Here is a 16,877-nt window from a genome sequence, read left to right on the forward strand (position 1 = left end):
TGAGCCATGTGTGAACTACTGGGCATGAGTGCCAATGTGCCGACCGACATCGTGTTCAGCTTCACCGGGCTGATGCAGCGCGGCGGCGGCACCGGCCCGCATCGCGACGGTTGGGGTATCGCCTTTTATGAAGGGCGCGGCTTGCGCCTGTTCCAGGACCCACAGGCGAGCGTTGACTCGGAAGTGGCCAAGCTGGTGCAGCGCTACCCCATCAAAAGCGAAACCGTGATTGGCCATATCCGCCAGGCTAATGTCGGCAAGGTGTGCCTGGCCAATACCCATCCGTTCGTGCGCGAACTGTGGGGCCGCAATTGGTGCTTCGCCCATAATGGGCAACTGGCGGATTTCGCTCCGGCGCCGAGCTTCTACTGGCCGGTGGGCGATACCGACAGCGAGGCCGCATTCTGCGACCTGCTCAACCAGATTCGCAGCGCCTTTCCGCAGCCGGTGTCGGTGGAAATGCTGCTGCCAACCCTGGTGCGGGCGTGCTCAGCGTATCGCACCAAGGGCGTGTTCAACTGTCTGTTAAGCGACGGCGACTGGTTGTTCGCCTTCTGTTCCACCAAGTTGGCGCAAATCACCCGCCGTTCGCCCTTCGGCCCGGCGCGGTTGAAGGATGTGGATGTAATTGTCGACTTCCAGGCCGAAACCACGCCCAACGACGTGGTGACCGTGCTGGCCACCGAGCCGTTGACCGAAAACGAAAGCTGGACCTTGTACCAACCTGGCCAATGGAGCCTGTGGCGTCGCGGCGAATGCATCGCCCAGGGCCGCAGCTAAGCCGGGCCGTAGAGCGATAAGGAGCAGGAGCGGGCATGTTCAGAAGTTATCTGCGTTTGGTGCTGTTCGCCGTAGGCTTGCTGGTAGGCGTGCAGATTCCCGGTTTTATCAATGACTACAGCCAACGCATCGAAGCGCATTGGCAAGAGTCCGAGCAAAGCCTCAGCGGCTTTCGCCAGACCGCCAAGCAATTTTTCAACGGCGACCTCGACGCCCTGGTGGCCCACTACCGCGCCAGCAGTGACCCGGTGTTTGCCAGCGATGCCAACAGCCTGACCAACCTGCTGGTGCGCTCGCGCCTGCTGGATGCCGAATGGCAGGCCATGAATGGGCCTTGGTACGTGCGCGTGTGGCATGTAGCGTTCAACGCCAATCCAGACTTGTTCAAGGAAACCTACGACGGCTATCGCTATCAGGTGCTGTTGGCCCCGGAAGCGATTGCCTGGGGCATTGGTTGTGCGTTGCTGCTCGCGTTCGTGGTTGAGTTGCTGGTGTTGGGAGCAGGGTGGACGTTGGGGTTCAACCGGACTCACAAGGTTACTCAGCACGAGCAGCGGCCTTGGCGGTAAAGGTGTGATCGAGGTTTGCGGGGATTGAGGCTGATCTTCAGCAGCCATAAAAAAACGCGCCCTTGCAGGCGCGTTTTTTATTTGGACAAAAACTTCATCCCGTCTTCCAACCCACGCAAGCTCAGTGGGTACATCTGGTCTTCCAGCAGGTCGCGAACAATATTGGTCGAGGCCGTGTAGTTCCAGGTGTCCTTGGGGTAGGGGTTGATCCAGATAAGCTTCTTGTATTTTTCACGGAAGCGCTGCATCCACACGTAGCCCGGCTCTTCGTTCCAGTGCTCGACGCTCCCACCGGCCTGGGTGATTTCATACGGGGCCATGGCGGCGTCACCGACGAATACCACTTTGTAGTCGGCGCCGTATTTGTGCAGCAGGTCCTGGGTGGAAAAACGCTCGGAGGTACGGCGCAGGTTGTTCTTCCACACCGACTCGTACACGAAGTTGTGAAAGTAGAAGTACTCCAGATGCTTGAACTCGGTTTTGCATGCCGAAAAGAGCTCTTCACACACCTTTACGTGCGCGTCCATCGAGCCGCCGATATCGAACAGAATCAGCAGCTTTACCGCGTTGCGGCGTTCCGGGCGCATCTGGATATTCAACAGGCCGCCATCGCGGGCGGTGAAGTCGATGGTGCCGTCCAGGTCCAGCTCATCTTGCGCGCCCTGGCGGGCAAATTTGCGCAAACGGCGCAGGGCCACCTTGATGTTGCGGGTGCCCAGTTCCACCTGGTCATCGAGGTTTTTGTACTCGCGCTGGTCCCAGACTTTTACGCCCTTGCCCTGACGCTTGCCGGCATCGCCCACGCGAATGCCTTCAGGGTTGAACCCGCCAGAACCGAACGGGCTGGTGCCGCCGGTGCCAATCCACTTGTTGCCGCCCTCGTGGCGTTCCTTCTGCTCTTCGAGGCGTTTCTTGAATTCCTCGATAAGCTTGTCCAAGCCGCCCAGCGACTCGATCTTGGCGCGCTCTTCATCGGTAAGCGAGCGCTCAAATTCCTTGCGCAGCCACTCATCGGGGATCAAGGCCTCGATGTGCTGGTTGAGGTTTTCCAGACCCTTGAAATAGGCACCGAAGGCCCGGTCGAACTTGTCGAAATGGCGCTCGTCTTTGACCAGAATCGCCCGCGACAAGTAATAGAACTCATCCATGTCGGCGAAGGTGACGTTGTGCTTCAACGCGTTGATCAGGTCCAGCAACTCGCGAACCGAGACCGGAACCTTGGCGGCGCGCATTTCGTTGAATAGGTTGAGCAGCATGGCTGCATCTCCGTTGGAGTTCACTCGATCCGTCCCCTCTCCCTGAGGGAGAGGGTTAGGGTGAGGGGGAGGTGTCAAGCCGGGCGCGATCTGCGTAACGGCCTGCCCTCACCCCCGGCCCCTCTCCGGCAAGCGGGCGAGGGGTGCAAAGCAATGTGAGTTTGTTAGCGGCTAGCGCGGCGGCTCATAAAGGCCAGGCGCTCGAGCAGTTGAACGTCCTGCTCATTTTTAACCAGCGCCCCCGCCAGCGGCGGGATGGCCTTGGTCGGATCGCGTTCACGCAGCACCGCTTCGCCAATGTTGTCGGCCATCAGCAGCTTCAGCCAGTCAACCAGCTCGGAGGTGGAGGGCTTTTTCTTCAGGCCCGGCACCTTGCGCACGTCGAAGAACACATCGAGGGCTTCGGCCACCAGGTCTTTCTTGATGTTGGGGTAGTGCACATCGACGATCTGCTGCAGCGTCGCGCGATCCGGGAAGGCGATGTAGTGGAAGAAACAGCGACGCAGGAAGGCGTCCGGCAGCTCTTTTTCGTTGTTCGAGGTAATGATGATGATCGGGCGTTTTTTCGCCTTGATGGTCTCGTTGGTCTCGTAAACGTAGAACTCCATCTTGTCGAGTTCTTGCAGCAGGTCGTTGGGGAACTCGATGTCGGCCTTGTCGATTTCGTCGATCAGCAAAATCACGCGTTCTTCGCTTTCGAACGCTTCCCAGAGCTTGCCCTTCTTGATGTAGTTGCGCACGTCATGGACTTTGTCGCTGTCCAACTGCGAGTCGCGCAGACGGCTCACGGCATCGTACTCGTACAGACCCTGATGGGCCTTGGTGGTGGATTTGACGTGCCAGGTGATCAGCTTGGCGCCGAAGGACTCGGCCAATTGTTCGGCCAGCATGGTTTTGCCGGTGCCCGGCTCACCCTTGACCAGCAGCGGGCGCTCCAGGGTGATGGCGGCGTTGACTGCCAGTTTAAGGTCGTCGGTTGCGACGTAAGCCTGGGTGCCTTCGAACTTCATCGGAAAATCCTCAAACAGTAGCGAACAGGGTTCTGTAGGAAACCTGGAGTTTTTATTAAGAATAGGCAGCGACTATAGCGCGCACCTCACGTGGCTGTGAACGCAGACGCGCCATTCAGTCACTGAATGGGCGGTCACGCGCGAACAAGTAGCCAGAAACCGCCCATTGGTTGGGGCGGGTCTAGTCTTCCGTAGGCTTGGCCCGTTCATAGCGGGCGTTGAAGGCCTGAATAAAGCCATTGCGCAGAATCGCCAGAAACGCCTGGAAGGGGTTGATGTTCTGCTGGTGCACGTTGCCGCTGAGCTCGACGCGCGTGGCGAACTGGTCTTTACCCTGGTTTTTCAGCACGGTCTCGCTGCCACCCACCAATGCTTCCCAGATCGAGCGGAAGAAGCCTTTGTCCTTGTCCTCAACGTCCTGCTGCCAATTGAATACGTCCACATCGCGCAACAACGGCTTTATATAGCCGCTGAGCTGGGCCTTTTTCGCATCGGCTTCAATCACCAGGTCGCCGTGCCCGGCGTTGAAGTCGAACTTGGCGTAGGCCGCGGAAAAGTCATTGAGCTTGCGCAGCTCAATGTCGCGGGCGCGCAGGCGGAATTTGAAGTCTTCGAAGTTCTCGTACGGGTCGAACACGATGGTGCATTCCAGCGGCGCGTGGCCCAACAGCAATGCCTTGCCCTCGAAGTGAGCCACCCGCTCGCCGTTCTTGTCAGCTACATTGGTGAGGTTATAGAGGCTGGCATTGACCTCGGTGGCCTGCATATTTACCTGCGGCGTGGAGGTGTAGTTGTGGAAGCCCAGCTTGCCGTCGACCACTCGCACTTCGTCCAGGGTGATGGGCAGCAGCTTGTTCAATTGCTCGCGCCAGTCAACGCCTTTACCGGTCTGCGAAGCATCCTTGTCTTTGCCGCCATCGACGAAGTTGAGCGTGGGTTGGGTAAAGAGCACCTTGGCGACCACGGCGTGGTCGTACCAGAGCGAATGCCAGCTGACGGCAATATCAATGTGTGGGGCATCCAGCAGGGGCACCGGCACCTTGCCGTCTTCCTTGCGGATGTTCAGGCCATTGATTTGGTAGGCACCTCGCCACCAAGCGAGGTCAACGTCGGTAACCTCGCCTTTGTATTCGCCCATGTCGGCCAGTTTGCCGTTGAGGTAATCGCGTACCACGTAGGGCAGGGTGATATGCAGCACCACCACCAGCACTACCAGTCCAACAAAGATCCAGAGCGGCCAACTGTAGCGTCGTTTCATGTGTTCGGCTCCGATTGCCTGGTCGTCGGCCATACGGCGTTGAATCGGCGCCTCAGCTGCTCACGTACCGGAGTACGCTGCGCGCTTGGGCGCCGATTCGCCTTGTCTGGCTCTAGCCCAGAAAGTCTCTATTAATGTAGAGGCTAGACCGCTCGCAGGCCGCTGCGGTTCGGATTTTTTCAGGCTGGACGCTGGCCCGTTGGCAGGCATAGGCTGTTTGCCTTTGCGAATCACCAAAGGACAGAGGATATGAGCCGCATCTACGCAGACAACGCCCAGTCCATCGGCAATACGCCGCTGGTATTTATCAACCGCCTGGGCCCCAAAGGCGTGACCATCCTGGCCAAGATCGAAGGGCGCAACCCCGCTTACTCCGTCAAATGCCGCATCGGCGCCAATATGGTCTGGGATGCCGAAGAACGCGGCGTGCTCAAACCGGGCATGACCATCGTCGAGCCCACCTCCGGCAACACCGGTATCGGTCTGGCCTTTGTCGCTGCCGCCCGCGGTTACAAGTTGCTGCTGACCATGCCCGCGTCCATGAGCCTGGAGCGCCGCAAGGTGCTTAAAGCCTTGGGGGCGGAACTGGTGCTCACTGAGCCGGCCAAGGGCATGAAAGGCGCTATCGAGAAAGCGGCTGAGATTGCGGCTTCCGACAGCAGCAAATACTTCCTGCCGCAGCAATTCGAAAACCCGGCCAACCCGGCTATTCACGAAAAAACCACCGGGCCGGAAATCTGGAACGACACTGAAGGCGCCATCGACATGCTGGTGGCGGGCGTCGGCACCGGCGGCACCATCACTGGTGTGTCGCGCTATATCAAGAACACCTGCGGCAAACCGATTATTTCGGTAGCAGTCGAGCCCAGCGGCTCACCTGTGATTACCCAGGCGTTGGCCGGTGACGAGATCAAGCCGGCTCCGCACAAAATCCAGGGCATTGGCGCCGGTTTCGTGCCGAAGAACCTGGATTTGAGCATTGTCGACCGCGTGGAGTTGGTGGACGACGAAGAAGCTAAGGCGATGGCCCTGCGTCTGATGCGTGAGGAAGGCATTTTGTGCGGCATCTCCTGCGGCGCCGCCATGGCCGCCGCCGTGCGCCTGGCCGAGCGCCCGGAAATGCAGAGCAAAACCATCGTGGTGATCCTGCCCGACTCCGGCGAGCGCTACCTGAGCAGCATGTTGTTCAGCGATATGTTCAGTGAGCAGGAGTTGGTGCAGTAGGGCATGAATAAGTGGTGGAAATTCATCCACTAGAGTGGTGTAATTTCAGCCACTCAGTGGATGAATTTACATCATGTTCTCACGTCAAATTCGGCAAAATACGCTTGAGGCGTTGAACGACTCGCCAGTCGTTCTGATCAATGGCGCGCGCCAGACCGGCAAGAGCACGCTGGTGCGAACGCTGGCGCAGGATTTTCGCTATTTCACCTTTGACGATCCGGCGGTGCTGGCGGCGGCGCAGACCGACCCCGCTGGTTTTATCGGCGCGCTTGAAGGCCCGGTGTGCCTGGATGAAGTGCAACGTGCACCGGGCATTTTTCTGGCCATCAAGGCCGCGGTGGACAAAGACCGTACGCCAGGTCGCTTCCTGCTGACGGGTTCGGCCAATGTGCTGCTCCTGCCGCAGATTGCTGATTCTCTGGCCGGTCGTATGGACGTGCTGACGCTCTGGCCGCTGGCGCAAAGTGAAATTGCTGATCGGCCACTTAGCCTGATTGATCGGCTATTCGATGGCGATTTCCCAGATCGGTGTGCCTACCAACGGGATGACTTTATCGACCGGCTGATGGCGGGCGGGTACCCGGAAGCACTGTCTCGTACGACCGAGCGCCGGCGCGAAGCCTGGTTCGACAATTACCTGAGCACCATTCTCTTGCGTGACGTTCGTGATCTGGCGCAGATCGAGGGCCTCACTGAATTGCCGCGGCTGATGCAATTGCTGGCTGCGCGCAGCGGCGGGCTGCTCAACGCTGCCGAGTTATCCCGTTCAACCGGTATTGCGCAGACCACATTGAAGCGCTACCTCACGCTGCTGGAGACGCTGTTCCTGATTCGTCAGGTGCCGTCCTGGTCGTCCAACCTCGGCAAGCGCCTGCAGAAGTCGGCGAAATTGTTCGTGACCGACTATGGGCTGATGGCGCACTTGCAAGGGCTGGGCAAGTCGGGCGTCGCCGCTGCGCTCGGTCTGCCGGGCGATCTGGTGGAGGCCTTTGTATTTGCCGAACTCTCCAAGCATCAAGCCTGGGCACAGATGCGCACAAACTTGCTGCACTACCGCACCTCTACGGGCATGGAGGTCGACTTTGTTCTTGAAAACCGGCAAGGCGAATTGGTGGGCGTGGAGGTCAAGGCGGCAACCACGATCAGTGCCAAGGACTTCAATGGCTTGCGCCATCTGCGCGATACCACGCCTGGGCAATTCAAGCGCGGAGTGGTGTTCTACACCGGGGAGCAGGTGGTGCGTTTCGACCAGCAACTGACTGCCGTGCCGCTTTCGCTGATCTGGGCATGAGTGGCTGAGGTGGTTTTCGCCCCTGGCCGCCAATCGTTGGGCTTCGCTATGCTCAACCCAACCTACACTGGGCTTACCTCTTAAAAAGGTGTTGCCCATGTTGCAGTCCGTTTCCCCGAAAAATGATCTCCCTGCTGAACCGGCCAACCCTGAAGCTGAAAAGCCCAAGGCCGGCGGCATCTTCTCGCCGTTTAGCGTGCGCGCCTTTCGCATCATCTGGATCGCCAACCTGTTCGCCAACCTTGGCACCTGGGCGCAGTCGGTGGCGGCTGCCTGGGTGGTCACTGAGGCGCAGGCCAGCGCGCCGATGGTGGCGATGATTCAGGTGGCATCGGCGTTGCCGCTGGTGGTGCTGTCCATCGTTTCCGGGGTGCTGGCCGACAACCATGACCGGCGCAAGATCATGCTGATCGGCCTAACGTTCGAGCTTAGCGGCGCCACCTTTCTCACCGTGATCGCCTTTGCTGGCCTGCTTGATCCGCTGCTGCTGATTGTGTCGATTCTGTGGATCAGTCTCGGTGGCGCCATCACCATTCCGGCCTGGCAGGCGGCGGTAAATGAGCAGGTGCCGCCGAATATGGTCGGCAATGCTGTGTTGCTCAACAGCGTGAACTACAACGTTGCCCGCGCGGTGGGGCCGGCGTTGGGCGGATTGCTGCTGAGTTTCACCGGCTCGGCCTGGGTATTTCTCTTCAACTGCGTGTGCTACCTGGGCCTGATCGCCGCCATCTGGCAGTGGCGCCGTGACCTTCCGACGCGGCAGTTTCCGCCAGAGCATATCGTTGAAGGGGTGAAGGCGGCCCTGCGGTTTACTCAGCATTCCAGCGTGACGCGCCTGGTGATGTTGCGCTCGTTCAGCTTTGGCGTGTCGGCCAGTTCCATCTGGGCGCTGTTGCCGATTCTGGCCCACCGCAACCCCGAGGGCGACGCCTCGGTGTACGGCTATATGCTCGGCGCGCTGGGGATTGGCGCGATTGTCGGCAGTACGTTGGTCAACCGCGCGCGGCAGTTTGTCGGCAGCAGCCGGTTGATCAGTTTTGCCGGGTTGCTGCTGGCGGTGATCGTGCTGTTGCTAGGGAGCGTCGACACGCTGTGGGTGCTGTACCCGGCACTGCTGGTGGGCGGCGCCTGCTGGATTGCAGCGGTGGCGACCTATAATTCGGCGGTGCAGATTCTGGTGCCCGACTGGGTCAAGGCGCGCGCCTTGGCGTTGTATCAAACCGCGTTGTATGGCGGTTTGGCACTGGGCTCGTTTCTCTGGGGCCACCTGGCACAGACCATGGGCGTGCAGGGCGCCTTGCTGGCGGCCGGGAGCCTGATGTTTGCCTGCGCGCTGCTGTTGTACCAGTCGCGCCTGCCTGAGCTGGATGCCACCAATATCGCTCATGCGCCGGCCACGCTGCCGGGGCAGCCAACCTTCGTGTTCAACCCCGAACGCGGGTCTGTGCTGGTCACCATCGAATACCGCATCGCCAGTGAGCGCACCCGTGAATTCGTCAAGGCCGTACAGGGCTTGCGCCGGTTGCGGTTGCGCAATGGTGCATTGCGCTGGGCCATGTATCGCGATGTCAGCGATCAGGAGCTGTGGCAGGAAGTGCTGGTGGTGGACAACTGGCTGCAACACTTGCGCATGCTCGACCGCCTGACGTTGTACGACAAAACTCTGATCGACACGGTGGTGCTGTTGCATAGCGGCGAGGAGCCACCGCGGGTGCGCCATGGCGTGAGTTTTGAGTCGGGCAACTACGACGCCGGTTTATGAGGCCTCGGCCGCCTTGGCTATGGGCGTGGGTTTGACCACCAGCCACAGGGCCAGGCCAATCAATACGCCGCCGTACAAATAGGCCCAGGACAGCGGCTCGCCGAGCAGCAGCACGCCCCACAACACACCAAAGGGCGGCACGGCGAAGGTGACAGTGGACGCTTTGATCGGGCCGATATCGGTGATCAGGCGGAAATACAGCACGTAGGCAAACGCGGTGCACACCAGGCCCAGGCCGGCCAGCGACAACCACACCGTCATGCCGCCCCAGCTGGCCGGCGGTTGTTCCACCAAGGCGTAGCCGAAGAGGGGCAGCAGAAACAGCGTGGCGCCAAACATGCTGCCGCAGGCGGTCACGCGGTTATCCAGCGGTACGCCGCCCAGCCACTTGCGCGTGAGAAAACCGGCAAAGCCGTAACAGGTGGTCGCGATCAGGCAGGCGAGGGCGCCCCACAGCAGCTCGGCATCGAAGGCCACGGGACCCGTACGGGTCAGTAAACCGACACCAAAAAGCCCGAGCATCACGCCGAGCGTTTTGCTCGGGGTTGGCGGTTCGGCAAAAAACAGCATGCCGATCAACACGCCCATCAAGGGGGTGGTGGCGTTGAAAATCGAGGAGTAACCGGCCGGCAGCACCATGGCCGCCAGGCAATACATCGTGGCCGGCAGCCCGGAATTGATCACCCCAAGGGCCAGGCAGTGGCGAAACTTGCCGTGGAAATTCCACTGCACGCGCATTACCCAGAGAATTACCACTAGCCCGACGGCCGCCAGCGCTACACGGAAAAACGCGCTGGGCAAGGGCCCAAGCACCGGCACGATCACCCGCATAAACAGAAAGCTCGCGCCCCAGATGGCAGCCAGGCTGAGAAGGCGGGTGTAATCGGCAACTCTCACGACAATCTCCAGCCATTAACAAAAGAGGCGAGAGTGTTGCCGCTGAGGGACCGATTGGCAATCTGGAAGTTGCTTTTGAGTGGGCGAATGGCGAACTAGTCAGATAACACCGACTGCTGCTTGGTGAACAGAGTCGCTAGCGCGTGAGAGGGGTTTGCTCGCGGTGTAAGGGTAGGCCTTTCCTGGCCGAGGAAAGCTTCGTTGGAGGTGTCCGAAGGCAGCATCAACATGAGCCGATGCATATCTATCATCAGGTGCCGACCCAACTGTCGAGTGGGTAGAACGCCTTGTTTTACAAGGTTTTCTATCTGATTTTCCTGGCCTTTTAAGCCGGCCATGTCGCTAAAGCGTTTGGCGCTCAAGTAGCGCGGGCATTGGCCAAACCAGGCCGGGGTCAGTTCTATTGGTTTCATAGGGCTTCCTGCACCATCGCGGCCTGTCAGTGCGAATGACAGGCCTTTAATCCCTTAAATTTTCCGTAGCTTATTACTAACAGTTAGGTAGTCAATCATGATCTCCTCACTGGTAGTAAAAAGCAGAAATACGGTCTTTATCTAGACAGGACAGTCAGATGAGCAATCAACATTTTCTCTTCACCGCCGGCCAGCGACTGCGCGGTTTGCGCGAACTCATGGGCCTCAAGCGTCCGGCCTTTTCCCAGCTGACAGGGATCGACAGGAAGCGCCTGGAAAATATCGAGTGCGGTCAGCAGCGAATGCATGACATCGATTTCGAAAAGGTCTGTGGTTTGTACCCCGAGTTCGCTCGCTGGATTACCTACGGCGGCCCGGTGGACGGTGACTTGCTGGACCTGAGGGTTGCTGACTCGGCGCAGATGTCGGCGGTTTATCTGGTGCAATGCAACCCGGTGTTGCTCGACAGCATTGGCCTGAGCCTGGAGGAGTGGACCCAGCGCCATCAAACCCAACTGCAATTGATCAGTGAAAGCGAAGCGCTGTATGAGCGTCAGTTGGCGTTGGAAACAGACGACGATGTGATTGAAGGGCAAGTGGTGTCCGAAGACGACGAAGACCTCGTCTGACACCTAAGGCGGCGTGATGGTGGCTGCCAGCTGCAGCAGGTACGCCACCACATCGGGTGCCCCCGCCAGGCGCAGCCCTTCACCGAGGGCGGTGGCCTCCGGGGAGTCTTTCGGTAGCAGCAGAAACTCTGGCGCGCCCGGTGTGCGCAGCATAGCCAGCCGCGCGTAGGGCAGGCCCTTGTCCAGCAACAGCCCCATAAACTGCGGGTCGCTCCAGGCCTGCACGGGCATTGCCAGCATGTGATAAGCACCTTGCAGCGCCTGCAGACCAGGGGTGCTCAGGCGGTAGCGGGTGATTTCCGCTGGCAGGCTGACGTCCAGCCCACGCAAGCGCGCATAGGCAATGGCGCTGGCAAATGCCTCGTGATGATGCTCGCCGACCCAATAGACGCGATTGGCTACCCAGTCGGCCTGGCGCAACACGATGCGCTCACCGGCCAGAAAGCGCGGCAAGGCTGTGCTGATAACTTTGACGAAGTCCTTGTAACTGATGATACGAACGCCGCGACAGGCATCGCTGCTGGCGTATTCCTCGAAATGGGCGAAGGGCTTGGCGGCGAGGTCGCTGCCGCACAGGCCATCAATTAGCCGCAGGTCAAAGGCATTGAGTTGCTGGGTGTCGTGTTCCACCACCTTGATCAGCATTGAATGGGCTTTGGCCTTATCTTCCTGCACCGGGCCGGAAAGTGCGTTGCGCGGCATATCCACCAGGCGTTGCAGCGGCGCGCCGTTTTGCCACCAGATTTGCTCGGGCGGCTGCGGCAACGGCTGGAACGGCAAGCGCAAGCTGCTGGCCCGTTGCAGGATTTGCCGAGGCCCACGGCTACTCAGGCCCAGGCGTTGGGCCAGTGCCGAAAGGCGATCGCTAAGGGAGATGGGAGGCTCGCTGGAACTCATGGCCAAATGCTACATCCTGGGTCATCCAAGCCAGTGTGGCAGACGATGTGCAAATCTGCCGGAGCAATTGTCAAACGACTATCGCCGTCAAGCCGACAGCCTTGCGCCAGCACCGGCGCGGGCGCCTGTGGCAGTATTGCGTGAATCATTTGCGAGGTAGCCTCCATGCCAAGCCTGGAGTTGGATATTGCCCTATCTGCAGAACGTTTGCGCGCGGTCTATCAAGGGCAGGCCAACCGGATTCTGTTGCGTAGCCGTGATGGGCGCAAAGTCAGCCTGCCTGCGCACCACCTGCGGCCATTTCTGACCCACGATGGCGTCTACGGTTCCTTTGAGCTGGAGTTTAACAGCGCGGGCGAGCTTCTAGCGCTTCGCCGCGTAGCGCCTCGTGGGGGCTGAGCACTAAGCGCCTCGCCGCCGAGGGTCAGCGCGGCTATAATCGCGCACCTCTTTTTTCCTCGAGCTAAGCCTGCCCATGTATACCCTGGCCCGCGAGCTGCTGTTCAAACTCTCCGCAGAAACCTCCCATGAACTGTCGATCGACCTGATCGGCGCTGGCGGCCGCCTGGGCGTGAATGGCCTGCTGTGCAAGCAGCCGGCGCGGGTGCCGGTGCGGGTGATGGGGCTGGACTTCCCGAATCCGGTCGGGCTGGCGGCGGGGCTGGATAAAAACGGCGATGCCATCGACGGCTTTGCGCAGTTGGGTTTTGGTTTTGTCGAAATCGGCACCGTTACCCCACGCCCGCAGCCCGGCAACCCCAAGCCGCGCCTGTTTCGCCTGCCGGATGCCGAGGCCATCATCAATCGCATGGGTTTTAACAACCACGGTGTCGATCACTTGCTGGCACGCGTGCAGGCGGCCAAATACAAAGGCGTGTTGGGCATCAATATCGGCAAGAACTTCGATACGCCGGTCGAGCGCGCAGTGGATGACTACCTGCTGTGCCTGAACAAGGTGTACGCCCACGCCAGCTACGTAACCGTCAACGTCAGCTCGCCCAACACCCCGGGCCTGCGCAGCCTGCAGTTCGGCGATTCGCTCAAGCAATTGCTCGAAGCCTTGCGTCAGCGTCAGGAAGACCTGGCCCAGCAACACGGCAAGCGCGTGCCGCTGGCGATCAAGATTGCGCCGGACATGAGCGACGAAGAAATTGTTGAAGTGGCCCGTGCGCTGGTCGAGGCCGGTATGGATGCAGTGATTGCCACCAACACTACGCTCAGCCGTGTGGGCGTCGAAGGCTTGGTACATGGTGACGAGGCGGGCGGGCTGTCCGGCGCGCCGGTGCGTGACAAGAGCACCTACACCGTGCGCGCGCTGGCGACCGAGTTGGGCGGGCGTTTGCCCATTATCGCCGCTGGCGGCATCACCGAAGGCAAACACGCGGCTGAGAAAATCGCCGCCGGTGCGAGCCTGGTGCAGATCTATTCGGGCTTCATTTACAAGGGCCCGGCGCTGATTCGCGAGGCGGTGGATGCGATTGGGGCGATGCCCAAGGCCTGACCAGTAAATGGCACGCAATAAAAAGGGCTCCTTAAAAGGAGCCCCTGGGCTCTCGCCCGCCGTCCGGATGGGACGTGCATGGTAAAGCGGGAGTTAAGTAGTCGGAGTTTCCTTGTTTAACCGACTGCGTTCAGTTCGTTAAGCCTATGGATACCGGCGGTGCCGATCATTCCGTCCCAGTTGTCACCGCGACCCTCTCGCCAGCCGTTAATCCAGGCTTGGCGTACGGACGGAAGGGTAAATGGACACAATTCACGAGATTTGCCATGGACGCCAAATTGATAGCCGCGCAAAAAAGCTCTTTCTAAAGGATCACGCTTAAGTCTTCTCATAGGGTGTTGCCCTCACTTGTTGACTGTTATGTCCTGGTTCGCCTCTTTCGAGGCCTGGCAGAAATCCTCTACCAGTGGAGCCCGCTGCCGGCGTTACGGGTCTCCTGCCAACGTCGTTGCGACGCTGGGCTGAGTTGATTTCTAACGAATGCGGGGGGTGCTGGGAATGATCGTTTTGTCATAAGCACGTAACGTTTGTCGTGGTGTTGCCATAAGGGAGTGGCCACCTTGGCGTTAACGCCAGCAGGGGCGGGGGTGTGGCCTGCGGTAACGGCTAAAAGCCCGTGCGATCTTTTCGCAGTTGTAGGGTTCGGGTATTCCGACGAAGGGTGCAAATCCGGCCGTTGAGAACATTTTTTACGTGGTCGCCGCAATTTGCGGCCACGCGCTAGGCCCGGCAACAGGCACGGCACAGGGGTTGCGACTAGGCTCCCAGCAGTGTGAGACGCCACCTGGCAGCGTCGAGCTGATATCAGCTCGCACAGCGCTCCATACCGGAGTGCGGGATCGTCGGGTAGAACCGAGGTCTTTAACCGGGCACGCAGCAGACCTGCGGGCCACCACGCTTAGGCACTGGAATACATATGTCGGATCGTTTTGAACTGTTTCTTACCTGCCCCAAGGGCCTGGAAGGCTTGCTCGCCGAGGAAGCCACTGCGCTGGGGTTGGAAGAAACCCGCGAGCACACCTCGGCGATCCGCGGCTTTGCCCAGATGGAAACGGCCTACCGCCTGTGCCTCTGGTCGCGCCTGGCTAACCGCGTATTGCTGGTGCTCAAGCGTTTTCCCATGGCTAACGCTGATGACCTCTACGACGGTGTGCTGTCGGTAGACTGGGCCGAGCACCTGGACGCCGCCGGCAGCCTGGCTGTTGAGTTCAGCGGTAACGGTTCGGGTATCGATAACACCCATTTCGGCGCCCTGAAAGTGAAGGACGCCATCGTCGACAAGCTGCGTACCAGCACTGGCGAGCGGCCTTCCATCGACAAGGTCAACCCGGACCTGCGCATTCACCTGCGCCTGGACCGTGGCGAAGCCATCCTGTCCCTCGACCTCTCCGGCCACAGCCTGCACCAGCGCGGTTACCGCCTGCAGCAAGGTGCGGCGCCACTCAAAGAAAACCTCGCCGCTGCCGTGCTGATTCGCGCTGGCTGGCCGCGCATTGCCGCAGCCGGCGGCGCTCTCGCCGACCCGATGTGTGGCGTGGGCACCTTTCTGGTGGAAGCGGCGATGATCGCTGCCGATATCGCGCCCAACCTGCGCCGCGAGCGCTGGGGCTTCACCTCCTGGCTTGGCCATGTACCGGCGTTGTGGAAGAAGTTGCATGCCGAGGCTCAGGAACGTACCGACGCCGGCCTGGCCAAACAGCCTTCGTGGATTCGTGGTTATGAAGCCGACCCGCGCCTGATTCAACCGGCGCGCAACAATATCGAACGTGCCGGTCTGTCCAACTGGATCAAGGTGTACCAGGGCGAAGTCGCCACCTTCGAGCCGCGGCCGGACCACAACCAGACGGGTCTGGTGGTGTGCAACCCACCCTACGGCGAACGCCTGGGCGATGAAGCCAGCCTGCTGTATCTCTACCAGAACCTCGGCGAGCGCCTGCGTCAGGCCTGCATGAACTGGGAGGCTGCGGTGTTTACCGGCGCGCCGGACCTGGGCAAGCGCATGGGCATTCGCAGCCACAAGCAATACGCCTTCTGGAACGGCGCGCTGCCGTGCAAGCTGCTGCTGATCAAGGTGCAGCCCGAGCAGTTCGTGACCGGCGAGCGCCGCACGCCCGAGCAGCGTGAACGCGAGCGCGAGCAAGAGGCGCTGGGCACCACGCCAGACGCGCCGGCCAATGCCCCGGTTGAGCAAGCTCGCCTGAGCGAGGGCGGGCAGATGTTCGCCAACCGTCTGCAGAAAAACCTGAAAACCCTCGGCAAGTGGGCCCGTCGTGAAGGCGTGGATTGCTACCGTGTGTATGACGCCGATATGCCCGAATATGCCTTGGCCATCGACCTTTACCACGACTGGGTACACGTGCAGGAGTACGCACCGCCGCGCACCATTGACGCCGACAAGGCCCAGGCCCGTCTGTTCGACGCCCTGGCCGCCATTCCGCAGGCCCTGGGTGTGGACAAATCCAAGGTGGTAATCAAGCGTCGCGAGCGCCAGAGCGGCACCAAGCAGTACGAGCGTCAGGCCAGCCAAGGCACCTTCACCGAGGTAAGCGAGGGCGGTATCAAGTTGCTGGTCAACCTCACCGACTACCTCGACACCGGCCTGTTCCTCGACCACCGTCCCCTGCGCCTGCGTATCCAGCGCGAGGCCAACGGCAAGCGGTTCCTCAACCTGTTCTGCTACACCGCCACAGCATCGGTGCACGCGGCCAAGGGTGGTGCGCGTAGCACCACCAGTGTCGACCTGTCGAAAACCTACCTCGATTGGGCGCGGCGCAACCTGTCGCTCAATGGTTTTTCCGATAAGAACAAGTTGGAGCAGGGTGATGTGATGACCTGGCTGGCGGCTGATCGCCAGGACTACGACCTGATCTTTATCGACCCGCCGACCTTCTCCAACTCCAAGCGCATGGAAGGCGTGTTCGACGTGCAGCGCGACCACGTGCAGTTGCTGGATCTGGCCATGGCGCGATTGGCCTCGGGTGGGGTGCTGTATTTCTCCAACAACTTCCGCAAATTCCAGCTCGATGAAGGGCTGGCGGCGCGGTATCAGGTGGAAGAAATCACCGCCAGTACGCTGGACCCGGATTTTGCCCGTAACGCCAAGATCCACCGGGCGTGGAAATTAATGGCGAAATAAACACCTCGCCGTCATTCCCGCGGAGGCGAGAATCCAGACTTTTCGGTTGGCCGATTTCTTAGCCACCTTCAGCATTCTGGGTCCCAGCCTACGCTGGGACGACGCGAGTAGTGGCCAAATCCTCCGTCATTCCTGCGCAGGCAGGAATCAGAGTCTGAAGCCGGACTGAGACCTTAGGCGCCTCCAGCATTCTGGGTCCCAGCCTGCGCTGGAACGACGCGGGCAGCGGCCAAAACCTCCGTCATGCCGGCGCA

Annotated in this window: 16 protein-coding genes; 9 read left to right on the top strand and 7 right to left on the bottom strand. The window is 60.2% G+C overall.

Going from position 1 to position 16,877, the window contains the following annotated elements; translation table 11 throughout:
* Positions 1-6: 6 nt before the first annotated feature.
* Together PKE98_RS09315 and PKE98_RS09320 are read left to right on the top strand one after the other, a co-directional pair.
* Complete coding sequence (locus tag PKE98_RS09315) at positions 7-780, top strand: class II glutamine amidotransferase (protein WP_271195004.1); 774 nt, start codon at positions 7-9, stop codon at positions 778-780.
* A gap of 35 nt (positions 781-815) precedes the next feature.
* Entirely contained in the window at positions 816-1,349 is a 534-nt protein-coding gene (locus PKE98_RS09320; RefSeq protein WP_271195005.1) for a DUF2937 family protein, read from the top strand.
* A 77-nt stretch (positions 1,350-1,426) separates the two neighbouring features.
* Here the strand turns inward: PKE98_RS09320 and PKE98_RS09325 are convergent, their stop codons facing one another.
* The 3 genes from PKE98_RS09325 to PKE98_RS09335 all read right to left on the bottom strand — a co-directional run bounded on the left by PKE98_RS09325 (position 1,427) and on the right by PKE98_RS09335 (position 4,873).
* On the bottom strand, positions 1,427-2,605 hold the full coding sequence (locus PKE98_RS09325) for a vWA domain-containing protein (RefSeq protein WP_271195006.1): 1,179 nt from the start codon (positions 2,603-2,605) through the stop codon (positions 1,427-1,429).
* A gap of 164 nt (positions 2,606-2,769) precedes the next feature.
* Positions 2,770-3,615: an AAA family ATPase gene (locus tag PKE98_RS09330; RefSeq protein ID WP_271195007.1), complete on the bottom strand. Its 846-nt coding sequence runs from the start codon at positions 3,613-3,615 to the stop codon at positions 2,770-2,772.
* 181 nt (positions 3,616-3,796) lie between these two features.
* Positions 3,797-4,873: a DUF748 domain-containing protein gene (locus tag PKE98_RS09335; RefSeq protein ID WP_271195008.1), complete on the bottom strand. Its 1,077-nt coding sequence runs from the start codon at positions 4,871-4,873 to the stop codon at positions 3,797-3,799.
* 249 nt (positions 4,874-5,122) lie between these two features.
* Between PKE98_RS09335 and cysK the strand changes: the two genes are divergently transcribed.
* From cysK to PKE98_RS09350, 3 genes are all read left to right on the top strand, one after another.
* The gene (gene cysK / locus PKE98_RS09340; protein ID WP_271195009.1) at positions 5,123-6,097 is read left to right on the top strand and encodes a cysteine synthase A; all 975 of its coding nucleotides are present in this window, start codon (positions 5,123-5,125) and stop codon (positions 6,095-6,097) included.
* Between the two features lie 73 nt (positions 6,098-6,170).
* Entirely contained in the window at positions 6,171-7,388 is a 1,218-nt protein-coding gene (locus PKE98_RS09345; protein WP_271195010.1) for an ATP-binding protein, read from the top strand.
* A 97-nt stretch (positions 7,389-7,485) separates the two neighbouring features.
* On the top strand, positions 7,486-9,150 hold the full coding sequence (locus tag PKE98_RS09350; RefSeq protein WP_271195011.1) for an MFS transporter: 1,665 nt from the start codon (positions 7,486-7,488) through the stop codon (positions 9,148-9,150).
* On the opposite strand, the gene PKE98_RS09355 is transcribed toward PKE98_RS09350, so the two are convergent.
* Entirely contained in the window at positions 9,145-10,047 is a 903-nt protein-coding gene (locus PKE98_RS09355; protein ID WP_271195012.1) for a DMT family transporter, read from the bottom strand. The two genes, PKE98_RS09350 and PKE98_RS09355, sit on opposite strands and share 6 nt — an antisense overlap.
* Positions 10,048-10,142: 95 nt before the next feature.
* Positions 10,143-10,460, bottom strand: a complete 318-nt coding sequence (locus PKE98_RS09360; protein ID WP_271195013.1) for a hypothetical protein — start codon at positions 10,458-10,460, stop codon at positions 10,143-10,145.
* Positions 10,461-10,618: 158 nt separating this feature from the next.
* Between PKE98_RS09360 and PKE98_RS09365 the strand changes: the two genes are divergently transcribed.
* Positions 10,619-11,089 carry a helix-turn-helix domain-containing protein gene (locus PKE98_RS09365; RefSeq protein WP_271195014.1) on the top strand — a complete coding sequence of 157 codons (471 nt, stop codon included), beginning with the start codon at positions 10,619-10,621 and terminating at the stop codon, positions 11,087-11,089.
* Positions 11,090-11,092: 3 nt separating this feature from the next.
* Here PKE98_RS09365 and PKE98_RS09370 read toward each other — a convergent pair whose 3' ends face one another.
* Positions 11,093-11,986, bottom strand: coding sequence for a DUF6685 family protein (locus tag PKE98_RS09370; RefSeq protein WP_271195015.1), 894 nt, complete (start codon positions 11,984-11,986; stop codon positions 11,093-11,095).
* A 165-nt stretch (positions 11,987-12,151) separates the two neighbouring features.
* Between PKE98_RS09370 and PKE98_RS09375 the strand changes: the two genes are divergently transcribed.
* Together PKE98_RS09375 and PKE98_RS09380 are read left to right on the top strand one after the other, a co-directional pair.
* Positions 12,152-12,385 (top strand): DUF2835 domain-containing protein, encoded by a 234-nt coding sequence (locus tag PKE98_RS09375; protein ID WP_271195016.1) that lies wholly within the window; start codon positions 12,152-12,154, stop codon positions 12,383-12,385.
* 76 nt (positions 12,386-12,461) lie between these two features.
* Positions 12,462-13,487 carry a quinone-dependent dihydroorotate dehydrogenase gene (locus tag PKE98_RS09380; RefSeq protein WP_271195017.1) on the top strand — a complete coding sequence of 342 codons (1,026 nt, stop codon included), beginning with the start codon at positions 12,462-12,464 and terminating at the stop codon, positions 13,485-13,487.
* A 116-nt stretch (positions 13,488-13,603) separates the two neighbouring features.
* Here the strand turns inward: PKE98_RS09380 and rmf are convergent, their stop codons facing one another.
* Positions 13,604-13,819, bottom strand: a complete 216-nt coding sequence (rmf, locus tag PKE98_RS09385; RefSeq protein ID WP_108099858.1) for a ribosome modulation factor — start codon at positions 13,817-13,819, stop codon at positions 13,604-13,606.
* Positions 13,820-14,403: 584 nt separating this feature from the next.
* On the opposite strand from rmf, the gene rlmKL reads away from it, so the two are divergent.
* Positions 14,404-16,623, top strand: coding sequence for a bifunctional 23S rRNA (guanine(2069)-N(7))-methyltransferase RlmK/23S rRNA (guanine(2445)-N(2))-methyltransferase RlmL (gene rlmKL / locus PKE98_RS09390; protein ID WP_271195018.1), 2,220 nt, complete (start codon positions 14,404-14,406; stop codon positions 16,621-16,623).
* The last annotated feature ends 254 nt before the right edge of the window (positions 16,624-16,877 follow it).

The sequence above is a fragment of the Pseudomonas turukhanskensis genome (assembly GCF_027922365.1).
In the GTDB taxonomy this organism is placed as follows: domain Bacteria; phylum Pseudomonadota; class Gammaproteobacteria; order Pseudomonadales; family Pseudomonadaceae; genus Aquipseudomonas; species Aquipseudomonas turukhanskensis.

Excerpts from the sequence above, each read along its gene's own strand:
- PKE98_RS09360 (WP_271195013.1), bottom strand. The coding sequence starts at position 10,460 with ATGAAACCAATAGAACTGACCCCGGCCTGGTTTGGCCAATGCCCGCGC.
- PKE98_RS09325 (WP_271195006.1), bottom strand. The coding sequence starts at position 2,605 with ATGCTGCTCAACCTATTCAACGAAATGCGCGCCGCCAAGGTTCCGGTC.
- PKE98_RS09330 (WP_271195007.1), bottom strand. The coding sequence starts at position 3,615 with ATGAAGTTCGAAGGCACCCAGGCTTACGTCGCAACCGACGACCTTAAA.
- PKE98_RS09345 (WP_271195010.1), top strand. The coding sequence starts at position 6,171 with ATGTTCTCACGTCAAATTCGGCAAAATACGCTTGAGGCGTTGAACGAC.
- PKE98_RS09350 (WP_271195011.1), top strand. The coding sequence starts at position 7,486 with ATGTTGCAGTCCGTTTCCCCGAAAAATGATCTCCCTGCTGAACCGGCC.
- PKE98_RS09370 (WP_271195015.1), bottom strand. The coding sequence starts at position 11,986 with ATGAGTTCCAGCGAGCCTCCCATCTCCCTTAGCGATCGCCTTTCGGCA.
- PKE98_RS09335 (WP_271195008.1), bottom strand. The coding sequence starts at position 4,873 with ATGAAACGACGCTACAGTTGGCCGCTCTGGATCTTTGTTGGACTGGTA.
- PKE98_RS09375 (WP_271195016.1), top strand. The coding sequence starts at position 12,152 with ATGCCAAGCCTGGAGTTGGATATTGCCCTATCTGCAGAACGTTTGCGC.
- PKE98_RS09320 (WP_271195005.1), top strand. The coding sequence starts at position 816 with ATGTTCAGAAGTTATCTGCGTTTGGTGCTGTTCGCCGTAGGCTTGCTG.
- PKE98_RS09365 (WP_271195014.1), top strand. The coding sequence starts at position 10,619 with ATGAGCAATCAACATTTTCTCTTCACCGCCGGCCAGCGACTGCGCGGT.
- rmf (WP_108099858.1), bottom strand. The coding sequence starts at position 13,819 with ATGAGAAGACTTAAGCGTGATCCTTTAGAAAGAGCTTTTTTGCGCGGC.
- PKE98_RS09380 (WP_271195017.1), top strand. The coding sequence starts at position 12,462 with ATGTATACCCTGGCCCGCGAGCTGCTGTTCAAACTCTCCGCAGAAACC.
- cysK (WP_271195009.1), top strand. The coding sequence starts at position 5,123 with ATGAGCCGCATCTACGCAGACAACGCCCAGTCCATCGGCAATACGCCG.
- PKE98_RS09315 (WP_271195004.1), top strand. The coding sequence starts at position 7 with ATGTGTGAACTACTGGGCATGAGTGCCAATGTGCCGACCGACATCGTG.
- rlmKL (WP_271195018.1), top strand. The coding sequence starts at position 14,404 with ATGTCGGATCGTTTTGAACTGTTTCTTACCTGCCCCAAGGGCCTGGAA.